This window comes from Mucilaginibacter sp. cycad4 (assembly GCF_034263275.1).
Lineage (GTDB): Bacteria > Bacteroidota > Bacteroidia > Sphingobacteriales > Sphingobacteriaceae > Mucilaginibacter.
The window spans coordinates 4,741,192-4,766,833 of sequence record NZ_CP139559.1; the positions used below are offsets into that span (position 1 = coordinate 4,741,192).

Genomic DNA, 25,642 nt, shown 5'->3' on the forward strand with positions numbered 1-25,642 from the left:
GAAGCAATCCCAAACTTTACAGATCGGATCTGCTAATCGGGGATTGCTTCGTTCCTCGCAATGACGTTACTAAAGAAAATAATACCATGGGACAAACATTATTTGATAAGATCTGGGATGCACACGTCGTCAGCAGCAATGAGGGCTTTCCGGATATTTTGTATATCGATACACATTTCATTCACGAGGTAACCAGTCCGCAGGCATTTGATGGTTTGCGTACAAGAGGTTTACCCGTTTTTAGGCCAAAACAAACAGTGGCCACTGCCGATCACAACGTTCCAACCATTGATCAGCACCTCCCCATTAAAGAAGAACTTTCACGCTACCAGGTTGATATGCTCACAAAAAACTGTGCGGCATTCGGCATTGAGCTTTACGGCTTGGGCCATCCATACCAGGGTATCGTTCACGTTATAGGCCCCGAGCTGGGCATCACCCGTCCCGGCGGTACATATGTTTGCGGCGACAGCCATACTTCAACCCATGGCGCTTTTGGTGCTATTGCGTTTGGTATAGGTACATCGCAGGTTGAGCAGGTACTGGCCACACAATGTTTACTGCAATCGCGCCCTAAAAGGATGAAGATTGAAGTGAACGGCAAATTGCAAAAAGGCGTAGGCGCAAAGGATATTATCCTTTACATCATCGCGCAGATCTCGGCCGCAGGCGGCACAGGTTACGCGGTTGAATACGCCGGCGACACCATTCGCTCACTGAGCATGGAAGGCCGCATGACCATCTGCAACATGAGCATCGAAATGGGTGCCCGTTGCGGTTTAATTGCGCCCGACGAAACAACTATTGAATACGTAAAAGGCCGCGAGTTTGCCCCTAAAGGCGAAGACTGGGATAAGGCCGTAGCTTACTGGAAAACTTTATACTCTGATGCTGATGCAGCTTTTGATGAAGTATTATCCTTTAAAGCCGAAGATATTGAACCGATGATCACCTACGGAACTAATCCGGGTATGGGCATCGGTGTTACACAACACGTTCCTGAAACTGCTTCATTTGAAGCCAAAGAGCAGGGATCATACAAAAAAGCCCTCGACTACATGGGCCTGCATGATGATGAAACACTATTGGGTAAACCAATTGATTATGTGTTCATCGGCAGCTGCACCAACTCGCGCATTGAAGACCTGCGCCAGGTAGCCGAGTTTGTAAAAGGCAAACACAAAGCCGATAATGTTACCGTATGGGTAGTACCAGGCTCCAAACAAGTACAGCAACAGGCCATTGCCGAAGGACTGGACAAAATATTTGATGCCGCAGGTTTCCCGCTTCGCGAACCTGGCTGCAGCGCATGCCTTGGCATGAACGAGGACAAAATCCCCGCAGGCAAATATTGCGTATCGACCTCAAACAGAAACTTTGAAGGAAGACAAGGGCCCAACAGCCGCACATTCCTTGCCAGTCCGCTAACGGCTGCTGCAAGTGCAATTACGGGTGTGGTTACTGATATCAGGACAATGTTGTTTGAATCAGAATTAGAGAATTAACAGAATAAATAAAATAACGCTGCAGATATCTAATTAATCCCAAATGGAAAAAGATGAACTCACCTACAAGATCATTGGATGTGCAATGAGAGTTCATAACACATTAGGGAACGGATTTCAGGAAGTGATATATCAAAAGTGTTTAGCAATCGAACTTGGAAAAGCAGGAATAAGCTATATAAGAGAACTCGAACATCCTATATATTATGACGGGATCGAGGTTGGAAAAAGAAGGGCTGATTTTGTAATTGAAGGTAAACTGTCGGTAGAAATAAAAGCACTCATTAATTTGGAGGATGTGCATCTGGCGCAAGCGAAAAATTATACAGCCGCCTATGATTTTCCTATCGGCCTATTGATAAACTTTGGCAGTCAAAGCCTTCAATATAAGCTGATCTTCAATCCAAAATATAACATTAAAATAAATTGAATAACAAAAAAGCCGAATTTAAGATTCAACGCATTTTGCAACATACAAGCATTCTGTAAATTCTTAAATTCTGTAAATTCTGATTCAGATGGCAACTAAAATATTTAAACACATTCAAACCAGCGTAGTGCCTTTGCCTATCGAGAACATCGATACGGATCAAATTATCCCTGCAAGGTTTTTGAAGGCCACTACCCGCGATGGTTTTGGTAATAACTTATTCCGCGACTGGCGTTTTGATGGCGATGATAATCCTAAACAGGATTTCGTGCTTAACAACCCAAACTATAGCGGTAAGATCCTGGTTGCCGGTAAAAACTTCGGTTGCGGCAGTAGCCGTGAGCATGCTGCCTGGGCCATTGCCGATTATGGCTTTGATGCCGTGGTGAGCAGCTTCTTCGCCGATATTTTTAAAGGCAACGCGCTTAACAATGGCCTGCTACCGGTGCAGGTAAGCGAAGGCTTTTTAAAGAAGATCTTCGATGCTGTTTATGCCGATGAACACGCGGTAGTAGAGATCGACCTGGTTGACCAGTTCATCAAAATTGTAGCAACAGGCGAACAGGAAAGCTTTGAGGTTAACCCCTACAAAAAAGCCTGCATGACCAACGGCTATGACGATATCGACTACATCCTGAGCAAAAAGGATGAAATAGCGGAATTTGAAGGGACGAGGTAAAAGGCGAAAGGTTAAAGGCAAAAGGTAAGAGAGATCAAAAAATGACTCAATGACCTAATGAGAGCGCAGCTAAATGACAGAGTAACGTAATGACAACAACAAACAAGCACATTCAGAGAGAAGGTAAAGGTACAGCCAAATTATTCGACGAACGGAGTTTAGCGAATGATTATGCTACCCTCGCTCCCCTGCTTAAGCCGGGCCTGAAGGTGCTGGATGTGGGTTGTGGTACGGGCGCTATCTCTAAAGATATAGCTGCATTAGTTGGTGAAAGCGGTCATGTAACGGGCATTGATAACACCGAATATTTTATCCAGAGCGGCAAGGAAACTTATGCTTCGGTAAAAAACATGGAGTTGATCTATATTGATCTGTTCAGCTTTGAGCCGGAAGAAAAGTACGACCTTATTGTATCGGCAAGGGTATTACAGTGGCTGAGCAATCCGGTTGAGGCTTTGAAAAAAATGTATTCGCTGCTGAAACCTGGTGGTACAGTATCCATTTTGGATTATAATCATGAGGCTTTGCAATGGCGGCCGCAACCGCCCGCAAGTATGCAGCGTTTTTATGCTACCTTTTTAAGGTGGAGAGGTGATGCAGGTATGAACAACCATATTGCCGAAGACCTGCACGGATATTTGCAGGAAGCAGGTTTTACCAGTATCGAAGTATTTAATGCCGATGAGGTTTACCAAAAAGGCGAATACAACTTTGAAGGCAAAGCGGGCATCTGGGCCAAGGTAGCGCAATCAAAACAAATGGTTGAAGAAGGCTATATCGATGATGAATCGCGCTTGCTGGCTATTAATGAATATACCGACTGGGTAGAAAACGAAGCCGAGCAAATGGTCATGAAACTAAAAGAAGTAAGAGGAACTAAAAAATAAACAAAATAAATTCCCCCTTTAGGGGGTTAGGGGGCTTATGGGAATTAAAAAACACATATTAGTAATACCCGGAGACGGGATAGGCCCTGAGGTTACCACCTGGGGTAAAGCAGTTTTAGAAAAAATCGGTCAGGATTATGGCCATGAGTTTTCTTTTGATGAAGCCCTGATGGGCCATGCAGGCATCGAAGCAACCGGAAATCCGCTGCCCGACGAAACACTGGCTAAGGCTAAAGCAAGCGATGCTATCCTGTTTGGCGCTATCGGTCACATCAAATATGATAACGATCCATCGGCCAAAGTGCGTCCGGAGCAGGGATTATTAAAGATCCGTAAAGAGCTTGGTTTATATGCCAACCTGCGCCCTATTATGTTGTTTGATGAGCTTTTGGATGCATCGAGCCTTAAGCCCGAAATATTGAAAGGTACAGATATCCTTTTCTTCCGCGAATTAACCGGCGACGTTTACTTCGGCGAGAAAAAACGCAGCGAAGACCGCAACACCGCTTCCGATCTGATGATCTATTCACGTTATGAAGTTGAACGTATTGCTATCAAAGCCTACGAAGCAGCACGTGTACGCGGTAAAAGACTTTGCTCCGTTGATAAGGCCAACGTACTGGAAGCATCACGCTTATGGCGCGAGGTTGTACAGGAAATTGCTAAACAATATCCTGAGGTTGAAACCGAGCACATGTTTATTGATAACGCGGCCATGCAGCTGGTTAAAAATCCTAAAAAGTTTGATGTGGTATTAACCGCTAACCTTTTTGGCGATATCCTTACCGACGAAGCATCACAAATCGCAGGTTCGATGGGCATGCTTGCTTCAGCTTCGGTAGGTGATGGCACAGGATTTTTCGAGCCTATCCATGGTTCAGCACATGACATTGCCGGTCAGGATAAAGCAAATCCGCTGGCATCGATATTATCCGTAGCTTTAATGCTTGAAATTAGTTTCGGCTTAAAAGACGAAGCTAAAAAGATAACTGATGCTATTGACAAAACGCTTAAAGAAGGCTACCGCACAGGCGATATCGCTGATGCGAATACCGACAAAGCCAAAATTTTAGGCACTACGGCAATGGGCCAAAAAGTGCTGGAATATTTGTAGGTAGAGATTAGAGCCCGGAGGTTAGAGATTAGGCAAGAATGTCCTGTCCTGAAATAGGTTGACAAAAAAAGGTTAACAAAAAGGCAGGAAACATGACAAGAAGTAGCGTAAGAGTAGTTCGGTACAGTATTAGCTTTAAACAAAAAGTAGTCAGGGAGATAGAAGAAGAAGGTCTGAGCCTGACAGAAGCAAGCCGTCGCTACGGGATCGGTGGAGCAGAGACAGTAAGCAGATGGCTTGGTGCATTAGGTAAACAATATTTACAAAACAAGGTAATCAGAGTGGAAACGAAAGCAGAGAAGGGTCGGTTATTAGAATTAGAACAGGAAGTTAAAAAGTTAAAGCTGGCTTTGGCAGATGCTTACCTGGCGCGGGATTGCGCAGAAGAGGTAGTCAAGCAGGCAGGCAAACTATACGGGGAGGATTTAAAAAAAAAGTTTGGCGGTCAAGTATCGGAGCGCTCCGGTCAAAATACAGATTAAATGAGTTATGCCGCTATTTTGAAGTAAGCCGGAGTGGTTACTATAAAGCGGTATCTGCTGCAGACAGAAAAGCATTAAATGAGACAGTTATCTTATCATTGGTACATGAGGTTCGCAGGAACCATCCGCGTCTGGGAGGCAAGAAGTTATACTTTCTGCTAAAGAAAGATATAACTAAAGCAGGAATACGGATGGGTAGGGATATGTTCTTTGAGTTGTTGGGCCGGCATAAGCTATTGGTAAAAAGACGCCGTAAATATGTTTCTACGACAGATTCTTATCATCGCTTCAGGGTCTACAGGAACCTAATGAAGGATAGACAGCTTACCAGTGCTCATCAGTGTTGGGTATCTGATATTACCTATATTCGTACATCAAAAGACTTTGTATACCTGTTTTTGATCACAGACGCGTTTTCGCGAAAAGTGGTAGGCTGGCATTTGTCAGATAGTCTTAGAATTGCGGGGGCTATCCGTAGCCTTCAAATGGCTATCCGGCAACGACAGTTTACGGATAGCCTGATCCATCATTCAGACCGGGGAATCCAGTATTGCAGCAATGATTATACAAAACTGTTAAAAAAGGCTAAAATCGGTATCAGCATGACAGAAGAGAACCATTGCTACGAAAATGCCATGGCGGAACGGGTGAATGGAATCTTAAAACAAGAATATGGTCTTGATAGTACATTCACTTCCGAAAAGGATGCACTTAGGGCAGTAAAAGAGGCTATAAACTCATATAATATGAACAGGCCGCATTGGTCCTTAAACCTGGCAACACCGCAGCAGATACACATGGCTGCATAAGTTATTAACAAAAGAAACGCATCTTTTAAAAGAAAAAAAGAAGCAAAAAAAGAAAAGCTGTTAATAAGTCGAAAACTCTTCGAGTTTCCGACTTATTAACAGCTCAAATAAACAACAATAATGTCTACTTTTTTCAGGACATGACAGAACAGGTGAAATCATAATTCATTGGTTATATCCCTGCAAAACAAAATCGGTGCAATCAAAAGGCATCGGTGTAATCATATAAAACATGAAATGGAACGCTGATTTATACGACCAAAAGCACGCCTTTGTATTTAAATACGGAGAGGATGTGCTGGAGTTGCTGGATGTGAAACCAGGTGAGCGCATCCTTGACCTGGGTTGTGGTACCGGCCATTTAACTAAACAAATACAGGACAAAGGCGCTATCGTTAAAGGCACCGATTATTCGCCCGAAATGATAGCACAGGCTAAACAGCTTTACCCGGATGTTGATTTTGCAGTAGAGAACGCGGCTGATTTTCACACGGAAGAAAAGTATGACGCAGTGTTTTCAAACGCGGCCCTTCATTGGGTGCTTGACGCCAACGGTGCTATCCATAGCGTAGCCAACAGTCTTAAACAAGGTGGCAGGTTTGTTGCCGAAATGGGTGGCAAAGGTAATGTTGAACGTTTGATTGAGGCCACCAAACTGGTGCTGCACAATCATGGTTACAATGAAAAAGCCGATATCAAAGTATGGTATTTTCCTTCCGTTGGCGAATATGCCACCAAACTGGAAGAGCATGGTTTCAGGGTTACTTACGTTGTTCACTATGACCGTAAAACCCCATTGCAGGACGGTGATCAGGGTGTAGCCAAATGGATAACCATGTTTGGAGCACAATTTTTAGATGGTATCCCCGAGGATGAAAAGCAACAAATCCTGGCCGAGATCACCAAAAAGCTTGAACCTTTTTATAACGAGGGCGGCCAATGGTATGCCGATTACAAAAGGCTAAGATTTATTGCCGTTAAAAAATAGATACGAGACGTGAGATTTGAGATTTTTTTCTTAGCTTGAATCCTCGCTTGTAAAAAACAAAAAATAATATAACCGATGTAAGGTAATGAGTCTCAAATCTCATATCTGACATCTCAAATCTAAATAAAACGATATGTTACACGATCCCAACCGCGTTTATGTTTTTGATACCACGCTTCGCGATGGCGAGCAGGTACCGGGTTGCCAGTTAACAACACCCGAAAAGATTGAGATAGCTAAGGAACTGGAACTACTGGGCGTGGATATCATTGAGGCAGGTTTCCCGGTTTCAAGTCCGGGCGACTTCCAGAGCGTAGTTGAAATTTCAAAAGCTGTAAAAGAGCCAACTGTTTGCGCACTTACCCGTGCCAACAAAGGCGACATCGATGCAGCTGCAGCATCTCTGCAATATGCAAAACGCCCGCGTATCCATACGGGTATCGGTTCGTCTGATATGCACATCAAACATAAATTCAACAGCACCCGCGAAGAAATTTTGGAGCGTGCCGTTGAAGCCGTTAAATACGCTAAAAAATCGGTTGAGGATATCGAGTTTTATGCTGAAGATGCCGGTCGTGCAGATGTGGTTTACCTGGCGCAAATGGTTGAAGCCGTTATCGCAGCCGGTGCTACCGTAGTGAACATTCCGGATACCAATGGCTATTGCCTGCCCGACCAGTATGGCAGCAAGATCAAATTCCTGAAAGAGAACGTTAAAAATATTGACAAGGCTATTATCTCGGTTCATTGCCATAACGACCTTGGTTTGGCCACCGCCAACTCTATCGCCGGTCTACAGAACGGCGCCCGCCAGATCGAAGGTACGATCAACGGTATTGGCGAACGCGCAGGTAACACTTCTATAGAAGAAGTAGTGATGATCCTGAAAACGCATCATACCCTGGGCTTACATACTCAAATCGACTCTAAAAAATTCTATGAGTTGAGCCAGATGATCCGCACGCAAATGCGGATGCCGGTACAGCCTAATAAAGCTATTGTAGGTGCAAATGCCTTTGCGCACAGTTCAGGTATTCACCAGGACGGCTTCCTGAAAATGCGCGAAAACTACGAGATAATTCGTCCTGAAGATGTAGGCTTTCCGAGCGCCACAATAGTGCTAACCGCGCGCAGCGGCAGGCATGCTCTGAAATTCCATCTGGAGCGTTTAGGATATACGCTGGATAAGGAAGAACTTGCTTTTGTTTACAATAACTTTTTAACGCTTGCTGATAGTAAGCTTGACATAAATGACCAGGATTTGCAAGGCCTTATGGCACACCGACTGGTAAAAAACTAACAATGGAAACTGATACCAAAAGCCAGCTTGATTTTGAAGCTGCATACCAGCGGATAAAAGACGTTGTGAAACGTACCCCGCTGCAATACAACGCCGGTCTTTCGGCAAAATACGAGTGTGAGGTTTATTTAAAACGCGAAGATCTGCAGGTTGTTCGCTCCTATAAGCTGCGCGGAGCTTATAACATGATCAGTCAGCTTACTGACGATGAGTTAAGCCGCGGTGTGGTTTGCGCAAGCGCGGGTAACCATGCCCAGGGCGTTGCCTTTTCGTGCAACAAAAAAAACATTAAAGGCGTAATTTTTATGCCCGAAATTACCCCCAAACAAAAGGTTAAACAAACCGCCATGTTTGGTAACGGCAATATAGAGATTGTGCTCACCGGCGATACTTTTGATGACTGCCTGGCCGAAGCCCTCGCCTATACCGAAAAAAACCAGATGACCTTTATCCCTCCTTTTGATGACTACCGCGTTATTGAAGGCCAGGGAACCGTAGGTGTTGAAATACTGCAGGACCTGCCAGATGCTGAAGTCGCGATTATGCCCATCGGCGGCGGCGGCTTTGCTTCCGGTACAGGCACTTATCTTAAAAATAACAACCCAAACATTTACCTGATAGGTGTTGAACCTGAAGGGGCCCCATCAATGTTGGGCGCCATAAATCACGGCAAACCCATTACATTAGATGAGATAGACCGTTTTGTTGATGGTGCGGCTGTTAAACGTGTTGGCGCGTTAACTTACGAAATCTGCAAAGACATCCTGAACGATATGCTGCTGGTGCCCGAAGGTAAAATTTGTACCACCATACTTAAATTGTATAACGAGGATGCCATTGTAGTTGAACCTGCCGGTGCGCTATCTGTAGCAGCGCTTGACGCTTGCAGAGAGCAGATCAAGGGTAAAAAGGTAGTTTGTATCATCAGCGGTGGCAATAACGATATTGCCCGCATGCAGGAGATCAAGGAAAAATCACTGCTATACGAAGGCCTGAAACATTACTTCATCGTTCGTTTCCCGCAGCGTCCGGGTGCTTTGAAATTGTTTGTGAATAGCGTATTAGGGCCTGGTGATGATATTACCCGCTTCGAGTTCATCAAAAAGAATGAGAAGGAAAACGGCCCTGCGCTGGTAGGTATTGAGCTAAAAAATGCCGAAGATTATCCGGCTTTGCTGCAGCGTATGCATGCGCACCGCTTCAATGTTATTGAATTGAATAAGGATCAGACTTTGTTTGAGTATTTGGTGTGATTAAAGTCCGGAGGTCCGAAGTCGGAAAGTCCAAATGTTTTTAAGCTTTTCCGACTCCCGACTTAGACTTCCGACTGAATTATTTCTGTATCGTCCTAAAATAAGTTTACAGTTTAATTGATTAATCCTGCTATAGGTTTACATTATTGATTAGTCCTAAAATAGGTTTACAGATTGACATTTTTTGAATTATAATAACTTTTCCAATTTCGCTGTACAGATAGGTTATTTTGATGTACGATCTCAGGTGTAAGCATATTGCAACTCATGTGAGGCCTTAGCTTATTATAAGTGTTTACAGACTTAGCTAAAAGTTCCATAACCTGGTTTTTATCATTAAGTATATGATGTTCCAGGTACTCCTGTTTCATTATTCCATTTATCCGTTCCGCTACTGCGTTCTCTAAAGGGTCTCCGTTTTCGGTCATGCTGATGATTATTTCATTGTCCTGTAATAGCTTTACATAATCATAGCTACAGTACTGAACACCTCTGTCTGAATGATGTATTAAGCCAGTCAAAGGCTGGTCACTTTCTTTAATGGCCATTTGTAAAGCACTAAGTGTGTGAACTGCATCCAGTGTATCAGCGGCATGATAGCCGACGATCTTTTTACTATAGGCATCCGTTATAAAACTGATATAAACGAATCCCTTCTTTGTCCTGTAGTAAGTGATATCTGACACCCATATTTCGTTCACTTTAGTCGGAATAATTTCTCTTATGCAATTAGGATATTTTCTTAGCCAATGAAAAGATTGAGTAGTATGTATGCGCCGCCTTTTCTTTCTAACTAACAAGTAGTGAGCAGCAAGCAGATCAAAAAGCGCATCCCTGCCCATTTTTATCCGGTGCTCAAGCAAAAAAGGCTGCAGCAAAACATAGAGTTTTTTACCGCCAATAATCGGATGTATGGCCCTTATTGCCCGGACCTCATTTAATAATATTTCCTGCTCAAAGCTTATCGCTTCTGTCTCCCAAAAATGCTGGTAATAGGCCTGCCGGGTAACTCCAAGTAAACAACAGCACTTCACCAGGCTCATCCCAGGGTAGCTGTCTTTAATCTCACGGATTACTTGGTATCGGACTTTTTTCGGATATTGATCTTAAGATCTCTTTCGGCCACTTCTATCATTTTACGATAAAGCTCCTTCTCCAGCAATGCATCTTCAAGTTGCTTTTTTAATAACTTAATTGATGCGCTGTTTTCGGCCGGGACATCCTGATCTTTCTTGGTTGGCATATCATTCGAAGATACATAAATTGTTTTCTTCATCTCCAATCCGAATGATTTGAGCCAAAACGCAATACGGCTATTGCCTAATTTGTATTTCCTTTCAATCGTTGTTCGGCTTTCCTGACCTTCTAAATATTCTTGACAAACTTTACGCTTAAACTCCTCGCTGTACTGGCTTTGCCATTTGCTGCCATACACTTTTGAATATCTTTCCATTTTTGTTTACTGTTGTGTAAACCTATTTTAGGACAAGACATTCCGTTTCTGGCGCAAGTCTTGTGCGATGGATTGAGGGCAGATGACTTGTGCTTCTTACAAATCATCAGCCCTCCCAGAAAGAGCTTACCAGGCACAAGTGAGCATTCCCACAGTCAGTCACACAACACTTGCGCCATTAGGAATATTTGGTGTGACCCACTAAATTTCAACCTTACCGTCATTGCGAGGTACGAAGCAATCCCCGATTTGCAGGTCCGCCCTGTATAGTTCGCGATTGCTTCGTACCTCGCAATGACGTTTTGGAGAGGCCCTTACGCCCTTTATAAGGCCGCCTATCCCAACCCTATCTTCCCGTTCACCAACTCAATGATCTCCGCTTCAAGCACTATGGCTTTTCGTTCAATTTCATTTCCGCGGTAAATAATATCAATTACATAGCCTTTATCCTTGTAACCTGAGGCGTTGATCTTTACATTCATGAATGCGCCTAATACAGCTGTACGGGCACAAAGGGCGGCCACACCTGCGTCGGTTATCGAATTGGGGTTGCCGGTTAGCGTCATTGCTTTAATTACCTCCATGCTCTCCAAAGCGGCTTCCATTACTTTAAAAGGGATTTCAATAGCATAACGGGTAGCATCCTGAACAGCTTTATCGCGGATGGCTTTTTCCTCGTCATTTGATTTTGGAAGCGCGAACGCCTGCATGATCTGGTTAAAGGCTGTAGTATCCAGATCAACTAATGCCATCAGTTCATTTTTAAATTGCTGACCTTTTTGCGCCCAGTCGCTAAATTCCTGCCAGCGGTTATCCCATCCTTTTTTGTGCGAACTAAGGTTAGCCACCATGGTAGCCAGCGACGCTCCCAAAGCACCAACAGCCGCCGAGATAGAACCGCCGCCCGGTGCCGGACTTTCACTGGCGGTTTCATCGGCCAGGTCGGTTAGGCTCATGTTAATGAGTTTACTGTCGGCTTTGTCTTTCAATAAATATTCAATGATCCGCTCTTCGGGCTTAAAAGGCGAAAGCTCATCCAATCCCATCGATTTAATGGCGATCCTGATCAGTTCCTTTTCGCTTACACCTACCGAGCGTTGCTGCTTTTCCAAAAAGTACCTACCCGCGTCAAGCATCGCTTTTAATGGAATCAATCCAACCAGCTCACTGCCGGTTACCCTGATGCCGCGTGCAGCAGCTTTATCACATACTTCATCAAATGCCTTATGAACCGGGGTGATATTGATATTGGTCAAATTCATCGAGATTTGGGCAACGCCATATTCTTCAATAAACCAACCAATAGCTTTTACGGCCTTTAAAGAACCGGGGATGGTTTTGGCTTTGCCATTTTCATCATACACTATTTTGCCGTTGACAGGGTCACCCTCACGCAGGGTGCGACCGGCCTCACGCACATCAAAGGCAATAGAATTTGCCCTTCGAACAGATGTTGTGTTCAGGTTAACGTTATAAGCCACCAGAAAATCACGGGCTCCAATAACAGTTGCTCCACGTTTAACATCATTTTCCGCCGGGCCGAAATCGGGAGCCCATCCCGGTTGTTTGATCTTCTTAAAAAAACCTTCATATTCACCCGCACGGATCACTGACAGGTTACTCCTGCTTTTGTCAGGCTGTGCAGCCTCGTACAAATAAACCGGGATCTGCAATTCCTCTCCTACCCGTTTGGCCAGCTTTATTGCATATTCGGCAGTTTCCTCCATCGTAATGTTGCTGATCGGTATCAGCGGACAAACATCTGTTGCACCCATCCTCGGGTGCTCTCCTTTTTGCCTGCTCATATCAATCAGCTCACCGGCTCTTTTCATGGCACGATATGCAGCTTCAATTACTTTCCCCGGTTCGCCAACAAAGGTCACTACAGTACGGTTAGTAGCCTTGCCTGGATCAACATTCAGTAACCTTACGCCTTCAACAGACTCAACTTCATCTGTTATCTGTTTAATGATATCAAGGTTTACACCTTCGCTAAAATTGGGTACGCATTCTATTAGTTTCATTGGAGAGATCAGAGGTTAGTTTTTTTTAGATAATCAACGAGATCACAAAATCATTCATGTTAATGGTCTGCCGTCCAAAAGAGAGCCGGTTTTAGCTTTCCCTGGTGATATAATATCTCACGGTAATCGTTACATGGATAAGCCTGCATATCGGCAAGCTTGCCCTTGGTTAAAATTCCGCGGTCATTTAGTTTTAACGCTTGTGCTGCGCGATAGGTTAAGCCTGCAAATACTTCGGCAGTACTTAGCTTTTCAGCAGCAGCCATTACCGAGGCCTGCATCAGCAAATCACCCATTGGCGCCGAGCCGGGGTTCCAGTCGCTGGCTATAGCGTGGCAGGCTCCGGCATCAAGCAACTTCCGGGCTGGCGCATAACCCATCCCCAAACCCAATGAAGCACCGGGTAAAGTTACAGCAACGGTATCTGAATTAGCTAATAATTTTATCTCATAATCGCCGCTGGCTTCCAGGTGATCGGCCGAAGCAGCTCTTGCTTTAATGGCAATCTCACTGCCACCGGTTGTAAACTGATCGGCATGAACAGTCGCTTCAAAACCCATTTGCCTGGCTTTACTCAGGTAAAACAGGGCATCGCGGGTATTAAATGCGCTTTGTTCAATAAAAATATCAACCCTGTTTGCCAGGCCTTGCTGCTTTATTTTAGGTAACAGATCGTTTAACAGATATTTCAGATACTCACTTTCAGCACCGTCAAAATCTTTAGGTTTGATGTGTGCAGCAAGGCAAGTTGGTACGATATGGGCACGTGTTTTATCAGCCGCCTGCCGGATAGCTTTAAGCTGTTTTAGCTCTTCCATCACTGACAATCCGTAGCCGCTTTTTACTTCGATAGTAGTTACCCCCTCTCGCAAATGGCGATTAATGTGCTGCAATAACAGGCCGCTTAATTCGGCTTCAGTAGCCGCGCGGGTTTGTGTAACCGAATCCCAGATCCCCCCACCCGAGGCCGCAATTTCCAGGTAACTTTTACCTGCATTGCGCATGGCATAATCCTTAGCCCGGCTGCCGGCGAAACAAATATGCGTATGGCAATCCACAAAGCCGGGCAGCAATACATGATCGCCGGTAATCTCTTCTATTTGCACCGATGGATAATTTTTGCGGAGCTTTTCAAAATCATCAACAGCTAACATAACACCGTCTTCAATCAGCACGCCACCGTTGGTTATTACGTGCAATTGCTCATCATTAATAGCCCCCTTAAGCGGGAGCCCAGTTAAAGGCAATATCTGTGTAAACGGACCTATTAGTTTTTTCATTGTTCTATCTTAGACCGTCATTGCGAGGTACGAAGCAATCCCAAACTGTACAGAGTACCCTTTATAGTTGCTCTGCTTTTTGGGGATTGCTTCGTACCTCGCAATGCCGCTTTTATATTTTGTACTTTACCACACTTTTAACCCAAACTTATCCGCCCATTCAGCAGCTTTATCATACCCTGCATCAGTATGTCTAAAGATCCCCATGGCCGGGTCATTATACAGCACCCTTTTTAAACAGGTGGCTGCGCGATGGGAACCATCGGCCAGTACTACCATGCCGGCGTGCTGGGAATAACCCATACCTACACCGCCGCCGTGGTGGAACGAAATCCAGGTTGCACCGCCCGAGGCGTTAGCCATCAGGTTAAGTAGCGGCCAGTCGGATACTGCGTCTGAACCGTCAATCATAGCCTCTGTTTCGCGGTTGGGTGATGCTACCGAGCCGCAATCTAAATGATCACGACCAATTACTATCGGGCCTTTTACTTTGCCTGATGCTACAAGTTCGTTAAATATCAGTCCGGCCTTTTCTCGCTCGTCCATGCCCAGCCAGCAAATGCGGGCAGGAAGGCCCTGAAATGCTATTTTCTCCCTTGCCTTTTTAAGCCAGGTGATTAATGGTTTATTTTCGGGGAAGGCTTCGATCAACGCCTGATCCGTAGTATAAATATCTTCCGGATCGCCGGATAATGCTACCCACCTAAAGGGCCCTTTACCTTCACAAAACAGCGGACGGATATAGGCCGGTGTAAAACCCGGGAAGTTAAATGCATCAGTCTCGCCACCCTGCCGGGCAAACTCGCGTAAGTTGTTGCCATAATCAAAAGTAATTGCCCCCCTTTTTTGCAACTCCAGCATCAAGCCTACATGTCTTGCCATACTTTTAAGCGAACGCCGTTTGTACTCCACAGCATCGTCTTTCCTTAAAGCCGCCGCCTCGTTTAATGACAGATCATTGGGGATATACCCATTTAAAGGGTCATGTGCCGAAGTTTGATCGGTAAGCATATCAGGAATGATATTGTCGCTCAGTAGCTTTTCAAGCAAGTCACCTGCATCGCTTACCAAACCTACCGAAAGTATTTCTTTTTTTGCGATGGCTTCTTTTATCCAGGCAATAGCTTCATCGTACGAGTGGGCGATCCGGTCGATATATTTCGTATCAACCCGTTTCTGAATCCGGGATGCATCAACATCGGCACCTAAAAATACAGCTCCTGCCATGGTTGCCGCCAATGGCTGAGCGCCGCCCATCCCACCTAAACCAGCGCTTACAATGAGTTTACCTGACAAATCGCCGTTAAAATGCTGATTGCCACATTCCACAAAAGTTTCATAGGTACCCTGCAAAATGCCCTGTGTACCTATGTAGATCCAGCTACCGGCGGTCATCTGCCCGTACATCATCAATCCCTTTTCGCGCAGCTCATTAAAATGTTCCCAGTTGGCCCATGCGGGTACGAGGTTACTGTTGGCTATCAAAACCCTTGGCGCTTCGGGGTGACTGCGGATGATCCCCACCGGTTTACCCGACTGGATCAGCAATGAGTGGTATTCGTCCAGTTCCAGCAGCAGTTCAATAATTTTACGGAGCGCTTCCGGGTTACGGGCTGCCTGGCCAATACCACCGTAAACTACTAATTCATCGGGATTTTCGGCTACCTGCCCGTCAAGGTTGTTAAGCAGCATCCTGAGCGGGGCTTCGGTTTGCCAGCTCTTGGCATGAAGCTGCATGCCACGCGGCGCTTTATATACCGGGTGGTTTGCGTAGGTGTTAATAAATTCCGAACTCGTCATGACTTAAATCTATTTGGTGAGCAATGGCAGCTTCACCTGCGGTTTGAAGCAGAGAGCCACTTGTAATCAAATTGTGGAGGCTGTTAATATCATTGGCAAAAACACGATCATCCTGTATAAACGCCACATGCTGCCTTACCAGTTCATGGCAGGCTTCAATAACCGGGGTTGATTTTAACGGCCTGCGGAAATCCATGGCCTGGGCTGCGTAAAGCAGCTCTATAGCCTGGATGTATTCAATATTATCTATTACCTGGTGCAGCTTGCGCCCGCTAATGGAGCCCATGGATACATGATCTTCCTGCCCCAGCGAGGTAGGTACACTATCAGCACTGGCAGGGAAACACAGGGTTTTATTTTCAGTAACAAGGGCTGCCGTAGTATACTGCGGAATCATTAAGCCCGAGTTAAGCCCGGCATCATGCGTAAGCAATTTAGGCAAACCATACCTGCCTTCGCTCATCAGGTAGCAACGCCTGTCGGCAATATTACCTATCTCGGCAGCTGCCGTGGTTGCATAATCAAGCGGCAAAGCCAGGGGCTGCCCATGGAAATTGCCGCCGCTGATGGTATCATCAGCATTAAAAATAACCGGGTTATCTGTAACAGAATTGAGTTCAATCTCGGTAAGTTCTTTCAGGTGCAACCATGCATTACGCGATGCACCATGAACCTGCGGCATACAACGTAACGAATATGGATCCTGTACCCTGTCGCAATTGATATGCGAGGAATTAATTTCCGAGCCATCCAGCAGAGTAAACAAGCGATGTGCTACCATCCTTGTGCCCTTAAAGGGGCGGATCTGGTGCAGCCGCTCATCAAAGGGACGAATAGAACCCATCAACCCTTCTAAGGACATGGCACCGATCAGATCAGCGCGGTTCAGGGCATCATCAAACCTTTGTACAGCCTTTATAGCGAATGAAAGGATGAATTGCGTACCGTTGATAAGGGCAAGGCCTTCTTTCGGGCCGAGCAATAAGGGCTGTAAACCATGTTTGTTTAATAACTTCGAGGCAGGTTGCCGTTCCCCGTTCTCAAATACTTCTCCCAAACCAATCAACGGTAAAAACAGGTGCGATAAAGGAGCCAGATCGCCTGAAGCGCCTACCGAACCTTTTTCAGGCACAACAGGGATGATATCATTGTCGATATGCCAGATGATCCGCTCAAGCGTAATAAGTGCTATACCCGAATAGCCTTGCGCCAAAGCATGCACTTTGGTGATCATCATTAGTTTGGCTATTTCCTGCGGAATAGGTTTCCCCACACCTACACTATGGCTTTTAAGGATATTACTTTGCAGCAAACTGGTATCCTCCTCCGAAATCCGGGTATCGCATAGCGGGCCAAAACCAGTATTGATTCCATAAACCGGGTGGTGGCTGTGCACAATCTTTTCCACCTCGCGCCATGAGGATTGGATCATGTCTGCGGCTTCGTTATTAATGATGCCCCTGGTTTTGCCTGCTGCTATATCAAGGCAAATACCTATAGTGAGGTGGTCGGTGCCGTAATTAAATGTATTAGTCATTGCCGGCTGGTTTTAAATTTGCATTCAGTTTTTCAACGATATTATCGGCCAGTTTAGTTTGTCTGAAAACGTTTTCAAGCGCGCTTATTGCCGGCAATAATTCTTGTGCGGTTGCATCTGCGGCCACAAGTTCGGCCATTGACAAGCTTATTGCATCCCAAACAGGCATCACCTGCTTTAACAACTCACGACCTTCAGTTGTAAGTGTAACCAATTGCCGTCTGCCGTCGTCGGTACAGGCATCGGTACTAACCAGGCTTCGTTTCTTCAGGTTGGTGATTAGCTGACTGGCAGCCGGATGTGAAACTTCTATCTGCTCGCTTAATTCTTTAATGGATAAAGCATCGGTTTTCGACAGCAAATAAAATATGGGGAACCAGCTGGCATCAAAATCGATACCGGCGGTTTTATAGGCACGATTAATTTCAGACAAAAAGGCTTCGCTCAACCGCCTTAAACGGCTACCTAAAACCAAATGCCCCAGGCTTTGATATAAATTCATTATGCAATTTATATAAGTGCTTATATAAATGCAAATTTTATTTTGGAATCTTATAGAGGCTGTTAAAAAATGAATGAATATTGTTTGCGGATAGATAAAACATCATTGCCGTTGGTTTTAACCAACGGAATACTAAGCAACTACAAGACGGCTTCAGCCCAAATCCGCTTGTTTAATTGGGCTAAAGCCAAGACTTTTCAGTTTTGTTACCGTTGGTTAAAACCAACGGCAATGAATATATTATATAAAAGCAAAAAGCATAATGCACAAAGCTTAAAGATAACAATTTGATTATCAAGACAATTTACAATCCTTATGTGAAAATTATTAATAGACTCTATATAAATATCAATAGCCTGATGATAATAGAAAGCAAAACATCTAAAACAAAAAAACTCCCGGCGGTTAGCCGGGAGCCTCTTCATTATTTAGTGATCAGGTTATATAATTCATCGAGCTTAGGAGTAAGCACGATCTCTATTCGCCTGTTCTTTGCGCGGGCCTCGTCGGTAGCATTAGCGTCTATCGGTTGAAACTCGCTCTTACCTGTTGCAGTAAGCCTGTGCGGGTCAACATTTTCTGTTTCGGTCAGGTAACGGGTTACCGAGGTAGCGCGTAAAACGCTCAAATCCCAGTTGTCCTTAATCTGGCCAAGGTTCTTCACTTTCTTATCATCCGTATGACCTTCAACTGCCATATTAATATCCGGTTCCTTATTCAATACTGCTGCAAGTTGCTTCAATGCGGCCTTTCCTTTATCATCAATAATAATACTGCCCGATGGGAATAATAGCTTATCTGTTAATGACACATAAACCTTGCCATTTCTGATATCAACTGTTAAACCACTTTGCTGAAAGCCTAATAATGCCTTCTGCAATTTATCTTTCAGGGCGTTGGTAGCCTCATCGCGTTTCTTCAAAATATCCTCCACTTCCTTTAAGCGGGCTTCACGTTTTTTCAGATCGGCGGCCAGCTTACTGGTTTGTGCAGCTAATTCGTTAGCTTTTGATGATGTTGCATCCAGGTTACTGTTCAGCACATTGTTGTTATTACGCAAATCGGCAAGCTGGCGGTGAAGACGGGCTGTATCCGCTTGTAGTTGTGCAAGCTGTCCTTCCAAATTTGTTGTACGGTTAGCTAATGAGTCGCGTTCGGCAACAAGGCTTTTGTATGCTTTTGGAGACATTACCTTGCATGAGTACATTGTTAAACATACAGCAACGGCTAAAAATGTATATCTAATTTTCATTGTATATTGAGGGTTATATATTGTGTTAAGCCAGGGCGTTCTTTAAAAATACATTAAGCGGGTGGATCATGCCACAAACATCAGCAACCAACTTTTCAGATCCTGCCGCAGTAAGCTCCTTATCTTCCAGCTTATGCCAGGCTATAAAGCTTTTAAGCTTCAGCAGGTCGATATTTTCATTATCCGGCTCGTATCCCTTCGGCACGGATTTAAGTTGCTCCTGCTTCCGGAAATCGCCAAACAGTTTTACAAAATCCTTATTGTCAATGATCCTTTTCAGATCGTTTGCGTTATAATCAATTTCCTGGCGAATGGCTTTCAGGTGAGGTGCTTCTGGCATCCAGTACCCACCACCGATAAATGAATTGCCTGGCTGGATGTGCAGGTAATATTCAACACCACCACCCTTTAAGCCCGAGGTTGGTAAGCTTACCCCGAAATTATTTTTGTAAGGCGCTTTATTTTTACTGAAACGGATGTCGCGGTAAATCCTCATCACACATTTTTTGGCATCAAGATTCTCATCCATGCCCGCCTCAATTTTACGTACACTGTCAAGCACTTTCGCTGTAAAATCAATTACATTTTCACGGGCCTTTTCATAGCACTCCTTGTTTACAGCAAACCATTCACGGTTATTATTCTCAGCGAGTTCTTTTAAAAAGTCAAGACTTTCCTGGTATATCATCGGTATCTAAATAGCTTTGGTAATGTATTTTGGGTGATAACCAATACAACAAAAACACACGCGAATATCTGAAATTTACGGGAGCAAGCACAAAACAGCCTAAAATTATAGCGCCAAGATATAACCACGGCGAATCCTGGTTATGGGTAACCAGGTAGGTAAGCCACGCTATCCCAAGGGCCTCGCCAACATTTAGCGCATAGCTCACATACATTGCCGCGTAAAAATAACCAGGCTCTATCTCAAAAAAAAGATTACAGTGAGGGCAGTTAAGATTTATTTTGTTGGAGAAACTGTAAGGACTTCCCTTAAACATATCACCCCGCCTGCAGCGCGGACATTTACATTTAAGCATAGCCCATGACTTTGGTGTTTGGGACACGATAAAAGATCTTATAGTGTTTTAATGAATTGGCCACCGACTGCCCCGCAGCCCTGCTTAATTAATTCAGGTTAAGTTTTTCGCTGCGCATATCAAGCTTTACATCTTTACGACGGTATTTTTTATACCAGATATAACCACCTAAAGCAACAACAAAATAAGGCGCACCCAATAAAAACAGGATGCCGTTATTTAACCCCCTTGTTTTTGAACTACCGCTTTGCGCATTGGTTTCAACCGTAGCAGCGCATTGTGCGCACTGGGCTTTCACAGGCTGGCGGGTAATCAGCATAAAGCCAAGGGCCATTACAAAAAGGATAACTTTAAAACCTTGTTTCATAAGTACAAATTTAACCAATTATAAATTAAAAATGATAATATGGGCGAATCATTAAATAAACCACAACCCCGCTGGCGGTAACATACAGCCAGATAGGGAATGCCCAGCGTACCAGCTTACGGTGTTTTTCAACCTGCATTTGCAGCCCGCGGTGAAAACTCAATAATATTAACGGTAAAACGGCTGCGGCAAGTATAATATGGGGCGTCAAAATGGCTAAGTATATTGTACGTAAAGAACCCGCCGAAGCTCTTTCTGCATCCGACAGATATCCGTCGCCATTAAGATCTCCGTAAACAATTTCATTACGCATCAGGTAATGGAATAATACATAGGAAGCCAGAAAAAGCGCTGAAAGGCAAAATGTAATAATATTAAGCCGCTTGTGTATGGTTATATTACCTTGTTTAATATAGTAAAGTGAAAAAAGCAGTAATATAGTACAGGTACCATTCAACACAGCATTAAGCATTGGCAGATAAGGTGTAAAAGCAGGGGCTACCTGCGGGCCTGGGATAAGATGCCTGTTTAAAAGAACAACAAGTGCTATTACAACTATGGTAACAACCGCTACAAAGCGGATTATAAATTTATCGCTCATGGCTAATTAATATAGAGCCTTATCAACTTTACGAAGTTCTTCGGCTATCAAAACTTTTATTTCGTCATTAAGACGGTTTACCTCGGGTGTTACCGCTGCCTTGTAGTAGCCCCGGATGCGATGTTCCTGATCAACCAGTACAAAGTCGTCGCTGTAAACAAAGTCATCACCAGCTTTTGCAGCATTAACATACAAACCGTTACGGGCAAAGTTGTAAACAGATGAGGTATCGCCGCTGCACATCAGCCATCGATTTGATTCGGGCTTAAATGTTTGCAGGTATTTATTAAGTACCCCGGGGGTATCACGTTCAGGATCTATGCTGATGGTTAAAAAATAAACCATCTTGTTTTTATAGTAAGTACCCACCAGCCAGCTCATGTTTTTATTGATGGTTTGGCAAACGGTAGGGCAGTTTTTATAAAAGAAGTTAATTACAAAGATCTTTCCTTTCAGCGTCGTCAGCGTAACCGGTTTTCCTTCCTGGTCGGTCAGGTTAAAATCAGGAATAGTATGATAAATGGTATCCGGAATGTACTCGCCGTGAAACTTATGGCCTGTTTTGGCAACCACCTTAGGTCCGAAAACCGCGAGCGGCTTGTACCTGTTTTTACCTTTAGCGGTAAGTAAATAATATAAAAATCCTGGTACTGCTAAAATGAGCACCAGGATCAGGATCTTTTTTAATATAGAAGCCTTGTTCATTACCTCAGGTCAACCCAGTGGTGGCTTTCGTTTGTAAGTACAAGGATTAAACCGATTATAAATATTACCGGAATTGCTATTGACAATATAAGGCCCATTTTCTCAAATTTTAAGTGCATAAAGTATGCAACTATATAAAACGCTTTAAGCAGGGTTAAAACAATATAAACGGGATTTGCATATTGTATTGGAAGTATATTCCTCGGCACGCATACAAGTGCTATAACGAACTCGATAATGGTGATACCTAACAATATAAAGAACACTTTCCAGATTCTACCCTTGGTCATGGTTTCGTGTTCACCATCATGATGAACTTCGTGTGATTCTGTTGACATATGTAAATATTTTTAAACTAAGTAAAAGAATGTAAATACGAATACCCAAACAAGGTCTACAAAGTGCCAGTAAAGACCAACTTTTTCGACCATCAGGTAGCTTCCGCGTTTTTCGTAAGTACCCATTAGCACGTTAACGGTGATGATGATATTAATGATAACCCCGGTAAATACGTGAAAACCATGGAAACCCGTAATAGTAAAGAACAGGTTAGCAAACTCCTGCGAGGTCATGTGCTGTACTGCTTCGGTACCCCCCGTAAACAAATGCTTCAGCTCTTCTGCCGGAGGAACGCTGCCCCACCAAAAACCTTCGTGGTGCAAGTGACTCCACTCTAAAGCCTGGCAACCCAGGAACATGAAACCACCAATAATAGTAGCAATCATCCACCCAATAACTTCCTTTTTTGAGTTACGATGGCCAGCCTCTACAGCCAATACCATAGTAACAGAACTTGCAATGAGGATAAAGGTCATGATCCCCACGAAAACCAATGGGTAACCGCTATCAACTACACCAGGTACCGATTGGAAAACCTTATCTGCACCAGGCCATACGCTCGCGCTGAAACGTAATGAGCCGTAGGATATCAACAATGATGAAAAGGTGAAAGCATCCGAAAGGAGGAAAAACCACATCATTATTTTTCCGTACTCCACGTTGAACGGGGATCTTCCTCCCGACCAGGGCGAAGTTTTTACTTCGTCAATTTGTGAAACTGTTGTACTCATCTGTACTAATCTATGGGTGTATTAATTATGATTCAAAAGTAAAAAAACATAGAGATAAATCCATATAATATCGAGAAAATGCCAGAAAATGGAAGTTAATTCCATCTTAAACATGTTCTTTACCTGGGGGATATTACGGTATGTACCTATAAGTGTATTTATTAGCAATAACAAGGCGGCAAAAATGTGTATTAAATGCGCGCCGACAAAAACGTAAACAAAGGAACGTGAAGCGTTAGGATCAACAAAATAGATCTGCATTTTGTAGGTTAACACATAGCAGGCGTAGATCTGTAAGGCAAAAAATGCCAGTCCTAAACCTAATGTGATCCATAAATACAGCTTCTGCTTATCAAATTGCAACGCCTTAGCAGCCCGCGAGGCCAAAAACAAGGCGCCGCTGCTTAATACAATAACAATAGTACTATACAAAAACGATTGGGGCATGATCACGTTTAAACCGTGGCCGCTACCGCCCGAATAAACGATAAAACCACTGGTAAAAGCCGCAAAAAGCATAAACGATGTGAATATAAAGATCCACATATTAAACTTTTTGGCACCAAGGTTAAGCCTGTCGTTATCTTGTTCCATCCTTGCCATCATCTCACTTAACTATAAAATCAACTAAAAACATTATCTGAACTAACGGCAGGTAAAAAAACGAGCCGAACATTAATTTACGCGCCTCGGGGATCTGCCGGGTACGCAGCAACATAAATGACTGGTATAAAAATATCAAGCTGCATATCAATGATACACCGCCTACCCAGTAACCACCGTAACCATAAAAGGTTGGCAATAAACTCACAGGTACTAAAACAACGGCAAATATAAACGTAATTACCGCACTTGTTAAATCTCTTTTACCAGATGGCAGCAAGCGAAAACCTGCCAGTTTGTAATCATCATCCAAAACCCAGGCAATAGCCCAAAAATGAACAAACTGCCAGATAAACTGAATGGAAAACAGGATCAAAGCTATCTGGTCAATGTGTCCGTATTCCTGATTATGACTATGCGGCTGAGACGCCACATAACCAATAAGTGGTGGTAATGCCCCAGGGATAGCACCAACAAAAACCGCTGCTATACCCGACTTGCGTTTCAAAGGTGTGTACGCAAACGCATATAATAAAATCGAAAATACAGATAGTAAGCCGGTCAGCAGGTTTAAGCTACCTAACAAGTAAGTACCGGCCATGCCCATGCCTAAGCCTAATACCAATGCCTGCCCCGTAGTCATTTTTCCTGAAGGGATTGGCCGGTCCATAGTGCGCTTCATCAGCTTATCCAGATCTTTTTCGATGATCTCGTTAAAAGCATTGGCTGCCGATGTAACCAGGAAACCGCCTATAATAAGCTTTACCCAATCAACCCAAACGATATATCCATTTGCGCGGCTTCCAATTAAAAATGATATTGACGCCGAAAACACTACCAAAGAGGTAAGTCTCGTTTTAATTAGTTTTGAAAAATCAGCCCATTTCATCTGCTTACCTCCCTACTCTTAACACCATTAAATAAATTCAAAAGCAAATAAAATTGAGCCCCAAATATTAAACTCGCCAATACTATATGTGCAGCCTGGGCTATCGGCGGTAAAGCAAGATATGACAATAAAATCCCGGTAACTATTTGCAGCGTGATCATTAAAAAAGTAAAGCTCATCAGCTGCTGCTGGATTGAATGCCTGTTAAAGCCCCTGCGGATCAAAACAAATAAAGCCACATTAAGCACCAGCACCAAAACGGCCACATCCCTGTGATGCTGAAAAATTTCGCCGGCATTAGTGATCCAATCTTTACGGTAACCTCCCTGAAAATGATTGGCGACAGCGTCAATCTTTTCACGTACTTCAGTACCAAAGGCAATCTGCAGAATACTTACAAACAGTGCCGCAAGCGTTATAATGTAAACCAAAGGTGACGCACCCGAAGTGCTCTTTCCTGAGATTTTTGCCACATGATAGGTGTAAATACAAATTGCTAAAATGGCCAGTGCCAAAAGCATATGTACGGTAACTATCCAGGCAATTAAATTAGTTGATACTACAATTGAGCCTAACCAGGCCTGGAAACCAACAAGTACCAGGTTGAAAATACTCAGGATAGCTATTCTTTTATCCGTTTCCCAATAGCTGAAAGAGAATACCACCGAAAGCAGGAGGAAAAGGCCCGATAAAGCACCGATAAGGCGGTTTATATATTCAGTCCATGTTTTGCCTGCGTTAAACTCCTCAGGCACAAGGATAGAACGGTCTTCGCGGATTCTTTTCGCCAGATCACTGTACCCGAATACATCAAGTGTTTTTGCAAAACGCTGGTTCTTTTCAACGCGCTTGGCTACGTACTTCTGTTTATAATCTTTGGGCAGATCACTAATATCAGTAGGCGGTATATACCTTCCGAAACACTTTGGCCAGTCGGGGCACCCCATACCTGAACCTGAGCTACGTACAACACCACCGGCAAGAATCAAAACAAACAGCAGAACAATGATTGTAATATTGATCTTTTGAAACCTATTTTTTGCGGCTGTGCTCATCTAAATGTTTCTAA

At 43.9% G+C, this 25,642-nt stretch carries 28 protein-coding genes; 10 read left to right on the forward strand and 18 right to left on the reverse strand.

Translation table 11 applies throughout. The features are described from left to right. Positions 1 to 86: 86 nt before the first annotated feature. From leuC to ilvA, 10 genes are all read left to right on the forward strand, one after another. On the forward strand, positions 87 to 1,505 hold the full coding sequence (gene leuC, locus SNE26_RS19025; RefSeq protein ID WP_321555489.1) for a 3-isopropylmalate dehydratase large subunit: 1,419 nt from the start codon (positions 87 to 89) through the stop codon (positions 1,503 to 1,505). 43 nt (positions 1,506 to 1,548) lie between these two features. Next, a complete protein-coding gene (locus tag SNE26_RS19030; protein ID WP_321555490.1) occupies positions 1,549 to 1,935 on the forward strand; it encodes a GxxExxY protein in 387 nt (128 codons plus the stop codon). Positions 1,936 to 2,023: 88 nt separating this feature from the next. Then, complete coding sequence (gene leuD / locus SNE26_RS19035; protein ID WP_321555491.1) at positions 2,024 to 2,614, forward strand: 3-isopropylmalate dehydratase small subunit; 591 nt, start codon at positions 2,024 to 2,026, stop codon at positions 2,612 to 2,614. A gap of 89 nt (positions 2,615 to 2,703) precedes the next feature. Continuing rightward, complete coding sequence (locus SNE26_RS19040; RefSeq protein WP_321555492.1) at positions 2,704 to 3,501, forward strand: methyltransferase domain-containing protein; 798 nt, start codon at positions 2,704 to 2,706, stop codon at positions 3,499 to 3,501. A 43-nt stretch (positions 3,502 to 3,544) separates the two neighbouring features. After that, the gene (leuB, locus tag SNE26_RS19045; protein ID WP_321560045.1) at positions 3,545 to 4,615 is read left to right on the forward strand and encodes a 3-isopropylmalate dehydrogenase; all 1,071 of its coding nucleotides are present in this window, start codon (positions 3,545 to 3,547) and stop codon (positions 4,613 to 4,615) included. 92 nt (positions 4,616 to 4,707) lie between these two features. Continuing rightward, entirely contained in the window at positions 4,708 to 5,097 is a 390-nt protein-coding gene (locus tag SNE26_RS19050; RefSeq protein WP_321555493.1) for a transposase, read from the forward strand. Beyond that, positions 4,992 to 5,906, forward strand: a complete 915-nt coding sequence (locus tag SNE26_RS19055; protein ID WP_321555494.1) for an IS3 family transposase — start codon at positions 4,992 to 4,994, stop codon at positions 5,904 to 5,906. The genes SNE26_RS19050 and SNE26_RS19055 overlap by 106 nt, the downstream gene beginning before the upstream one ends. 232 nt (positions 5,907 to 6,138) lie before the next feature. Beyond that, positions 6,139 to 6,894, forward strand: a complete 756-nt coding sequence (locus tag SNE26_RS19060) for a methyltransferase domain-containing protein (protein WP_321555495.1) — start codon at positions 6,139 to 6,141, stop codon at positions 6,892 to 6,894. A 133-nt stretch (positions 6,895 to 7,027) separates the two neighbouring features. Continuing rightward, positions 7,028 to 8,194, forward strand: a complete 1,167-nt coding sequence (locus SNE26_RS19065) for a 2-isopropylmalate synthase (RefSeq protein ID WP_321555496.1) — start codon at positions 7,028 to 7,030, stop codon at positions 8,192 to 8,194. 2 nt (positions 8,195 to 8,196) lie between these two features. Further along, on the forward strand, positions 8,197 to 9,447 hold the full coding sequence (gene ilvA / locus SNE26_RS19070; RefSeq protein WP_321555497.1) for a threonine ammonia-lyase IlvA: 1,251 nt from the start codon (positions 8,197 to 8,199) through the stop codon (positions 9,445 to 9,447). A 167-nt stretch (positions 9,448 to 9,614) separates the two neighbouring features. Here ilvA and SNE26_RS19075 read toward each other — a convergent pair whose 3' ends face one another. The 18 genes from SNE26_RS19075 to SNE26_RS19160 all read right to left on the reverse strand — a co-directional run bounded on the left by SNE26_RS19075 (position 9,615) and on the right by SNE26_RS19160 (position 25,628). Further along, positions 9,615 to 10,490 carry an IS3 family transposase gene (locus SNE26_RS19075; protein ID WP_321554928.1) on the reverse strand — a complete coding sequence of 292 codons (876 nt, stop codon included), beginning with the start codon at positions 10,488 to 10,490 and terminating at the stop codon, positions 9,615 to 9,617. Positions 10,491 to 10,519: 29 nt separating this feature from the next. Next, positions 10,520 to 10,900 (reverse strand): hypothetical protein, encoded by a 381-nt coding sequence (locus SNE26_RS19080; protein ID WP_321554927.1) that lies wholly within the window; start codon positions 10,898 to 10,900, stop codon positions 10,520 to 10,522. A gap of 335 nt (positions 10,901 to 11,235) precedes the next feature. After that, positions 11,236 to 12,924, reverse strand: coding sequence for a glutamate formimidoyltransferase (gene ftcD / locus SNE26_RS19085; protein ID WP_321555498.1), 1,689 nt, complete (start codon positions 12,922 to 12,924; stop codon positions 11,236 to 11,238). A 59-nt stretch (positions 12,925 to 12,983) separates the two neighbouring features. After that, positions 12,984 to 14,204: an imidazolonepropionase gene (hutI, locus tag SNE26_RS19090; protein WP_321555499.1), complete on the reverse strand. Its 1,221-nt coding sequence runs from the start codon at positions 14,202 to 14,204 to the stop codon at positions 12,984 to 12,986. A 126-nt stretch (positions 14,205 to 14,330) separates the two neighbouring features. Continuing rightward, complete coding sequence (hutU, locus tag SNE26_RS19095) at positions 14,331 to 16,004, reverse strand: urocanate hydratase (protein WP_321555500.1); 1,674 nt, start codon at positions 16,002 to 16,004, stop codon at positions 14,331 to 14,333. Continuing rightward, on the reverse strand, positions 15,982 to 17,541 hold the full coding sequence (gene hutH, locus SNE26_RS19100; RefSeq protein ID WP_321555501.1) for a histidine ammonia-lyase: 1,560 nt from the start codon (positions 17,539 to 17,541) through the stop codon (positions 15,982 to 15,984). The genes hutU and hutH overlap by 23 nt, the downstream gene beginning before the upstream one ends. Continuing rightward, positions 17,534 to 18,043, reverse strand: coding sequence for a MarR family transcriptional regulator (locus SNE26_RS19105; RefSeq protein WP_321555502.1), 510 nt, complete (start codon positions 18,041 to 18,043; stop codon positions 17,534 to 17,536). The genes hutH and SNE26_RS19105 overlap by 8 nt, the downstream gene beginning before the upstream one ends. Positions 18,044 to 18,467: 424 nt before the next feature. Further along, a complete protein-coding gene (locus SNE26_RS19110; protein WP_321555503.1) occupies positions 18,468 to 19,295 on the reverse strand; it encodes an OmpA family protein in 828 nt (275 codons plus the stop codon). Positions 19,296 to 19,320: 25 nt separating this feature from the next. Further along, positions 19,321 to 19,983, reverse strand: coding sequence for a DUF2461 domain-containing protein (locus SNE26_RS19115; protein WP_321555504.1), 663 nt, complete (start codon positions 19,981 to 19,983; stop codon positions 19,321 to 19,323). Beyond that, positions 19,961 to 20,191 (reverse strand): hypothetical protein, encoded by a 231-nt coding sequence (locus tag SNE26_RS19120; protein WP_321555505.1) that lies wholly within the window; start codon positions 20,189 to 20,191, stop codon positions 19,961 to 19,963. Before SNE26_RS19120 ends, SNE26_RS19115 begins: the two co-directional genes overlap by 23 nt. Positions 20,192 to 20,426: 235 nt before the next feature. Further along, complete coding sequence (locus tag SNE26_RS19125) at positions 20,427 to 20,705, reverse strand: hypothetical protein (RefSeq protein WP_321555506.1); 279 nt, start codon at positions 20,703 to 20,705, stop codon at positions 20,427 to 20,429. 25 nt (positions 20,706 to 20,730) lie between these two features. After that, positions 20,731 to 21,306 (reverse strand): DUF420 domain-containing protein, encoded by a 576-nt coding sequence (locus SNE26_RS19130; RefSeq protein WP_321555507.1) that lies wholly within the window; start codon positions 21,304 to 21,306, stop codon positions 20,731 to 20,733. A gap of 6 nt (positions 21,307 to 21,312) precedes the next feature. After that, positions 21,313 to 22,011, reverse strand: a complete 699-nt coding sequence (locus SNE26_RS19135) for an SCO family protein (protein WP_321555508.1) — start codon at positions 22,009 to 22,011, stop codon at positions 21,313 to 21,315. Further along, a complete protein-coding gene (locus SNE26_RS19140) occupies positions 22,011 to 22,349 on the reverse strand; it encodes a cytochrome C oxidase subunit IV family protein (RefSeq protein ID WP_321555509.1) in 339 nt (112 codons plus the stop codon). Before SNE26_RS19140 ends, SNE26_RS19135 begins: the two co-directional genes overlap by 1 nt. Positions 22,350 to 22,361: 12 nt before the next feature. Next, positions 22,362 to 23,081 carry a cytochrome c oxidase subunit 3 gene (locus tag SNE26_RS19145; RefSeq protein ID WP_321555510.1) on the reverse strand — a complete coding sequence of 240 codons (720 nt, stop codon included), beginning with the start codon at positions 23,079 to 23,081 and terminating at the stop codon, positions 22,362 to 22,364. Between the two features lie 21 nt (positions 23,082 to 23,102). Further along, the gene (locus tag SNE26_RS19150; RefSeq protein ID WP_321555511.1) at positions 23,103 to 23,687 is read right to left on the reverse strand and encodes a cytochrome c oxidase subunit 3; all 585 of its coding nucleotides are present in this window, start codon (positions 23,685 to 23,687) and stop codon (positions 23,103 to 23,105) included. A 1-nt stretch (position 23,688) separates the two neighbouring features. Further along, positions 23,689 to 24,573 (reverse strand): heme o synthase, encoded by an 885-nt coding sequence (cyoE, locus tag SNE26_RS19155; protein WP_321555512.1) that lies wholly within the window; start codon positions 24,571 to 24,573, stop codon positions 23,689 to 23,691. Continuing rightward, positions 24,570 to 25,628 carry a COX15/CtaA family protein gene (locus SNE26_RS19160; protein WP_321555513.1) on the reverse strand — a complete coding sequence of 353 codons (1,059 nt, stop codon included), beginning with the start codon at positions 25,626 to 25,628 and terminating at the stop codon, positions 24,570 to 24,572. The genes cyoE and SNE26_RS19160 overlap by 4 nt, the downstream gene beginning before the upstream one ends. Positions 25,629 to 25,642 lie beyond the last annotated feature (14 nt).

Coding starts and splice junctions, on each gene's coding strand:
- leuC (WP_321555489.1), top strand. CDS start 87: ATGGGACAAACATTATTTGATAAGATCTGGGATGCACACGTCGTCAGC.
- SNE26_RS19030 (WP_321555490.1), top strand. CDS start 1,549: ATGGAAAAAGATGAACTCACCTACAAGATCATTGGATGTGCAATGAGA.
- leuD (WP_321555491.1), top strand. CDS start 2,024: ATGGCAACTAAAATATTTAAACACATTCAAACCAGCGTAGTGCCTTTG.
- SNE26_RS19040 (WP_321555492.1), top strand. CDS start 2,704: ATGACAACAACAAACAAGCACATTCAGAGAGAAGGTAAAGGTACAGCC.
- SNE26_RS19050 (WP_321555493.1), top strand. CDS start 4,708: ATGACAAGAAGTAGCGTAAGAGTAGTTCGGTACAGTATTAGCTTTAAA.
- SNE26_RS19060 (WP_321555495.1), top strand. CDS start 6,139: ATGAAATGGAACGCTGATTTATACGACCAAAAGCACGCCTTTGTATTT.
- SNE26_RS19065 (WP_321555496.1), top strand. CDS start 7,028: ATGTTACACGATCCCAACCGCGTTTATGTTTTTGATACCACGCTTCGC.
- ilvA (WP_321555497.1), top strand. CDS start 8,197: ATGGAAACTGATACCAAAAGCCAGCTTGATTTTGAAGCTGCATACCAG.
- SNE26_RS19075 (WP_321554928.1), bottom strand. CDS start 10,490: ATGAGCCTGGTGAAGTGCTGTTGTTTACTTGGAGTTACCCGGCAGGCC.
- SNE26_RS19080 (WP_321554927.1), bottom strand. CDS start 10,900: ATGGAAAGATATTCAAAAGTGTATGGCAGCAAATGGCAAAGCCAGTAC.
- ftcD (WP_321555498.1), bottom strand. CDS start 12,924: ATGAAACTAATAGAATGCGTACCCAATTTTAGCGAAGGTGTAAACCTT.
- hutI (WP_321555499.1), bottom strand. CDS start 14,204: ATGAAAAAACTAATAGGTCCGTTTACACAGATATTGCCTTTAACTGGG.
- hutU (WP_321555500.1), bottom strand. CDS start 16,004: ATGACGAGTTCGGAATTTATTAACACCTACGCAAACCACCCGGTATAT.
- hutH (WP_321555501.1), bottom strand. CDS start 17,541: ATGACTAATACATTTAATTACGGCACCGACCACCTCACTATAGGTATT.
- SNE26_RS19105 (WP_321555502.1), bottom strand. CDS start 18,043: ATGAATTTATATCAAAGCCTGGGGCATTTGGTTTTAGGTAGCCGTTTA.
- SNE26_RS19110 (WP_321555503.1), bottom strand. CDS start 19,295: ATGAAAATTAGATATACATTTTTAGCCGTTGCTGTATGTTTAACAATG.
- SNE26_RS19115 (WP_321555504.1), bottom strand. CDS start 19,983: ATGATATACCAGGAAAGTCTTGACTTTTTAAAAGAACTCGCTGAGAAT.
- SNE26_RS19125 (WP_321555506.1), bottom strand. CDS start 20,705: ATGAAACAAGGTTTTAAAGTTATCCTTTTTGTAATGGCCCTTGGCTTT.
- SNE26_RS19130 (WP_321555507.1), bottom strand. CDS start 21,306: ATGAGCGATAAATTTATAATCCGCTTTGTAGCGGTTGTTACCATAGTT.
- SNE26_RS19135 (WP_321555508.1), bottom strand. CDS start 22,011: ATGAACAAGGCTTCTATATTAAAAAAGATCCTGATCCTGGTGCTCATT.
- SNE26_RS19140 (WP_321555509.1), bottom strand. CDS start 22,349: ATGTCAACAGAATCACACGAAGTTCATCATGATGGTGAACACGAAACC.
- SNE26_RS19145 (WP_321555510.1), bottom strand. CDS start 23,081: ATGAGTACAACAGTTTCACAAATTGACGAAGTAAAAACTTCGCCCTGG.
- SNE26_RS19150 (WP_321555511.1), bottom strand. CDS start 23,687: ATGATGGCAAGGATGGAACAAGATAACGACAGGCTTAACCTTGGTGCC.
- cyoE (WP_321555512.1), bottom strand. CDS start 24,573: ATGAAATGGGCTGATTTTTCAAAACTAATTAAAACGAGACTTACCTCT.
- SNE26_RS19160 (WP_321555513.1), bottom strand. CDS start 25,628: ATGAGCACAGCCGCAAAAAATAGGTTTCAAAAGATCAATATTACAATC.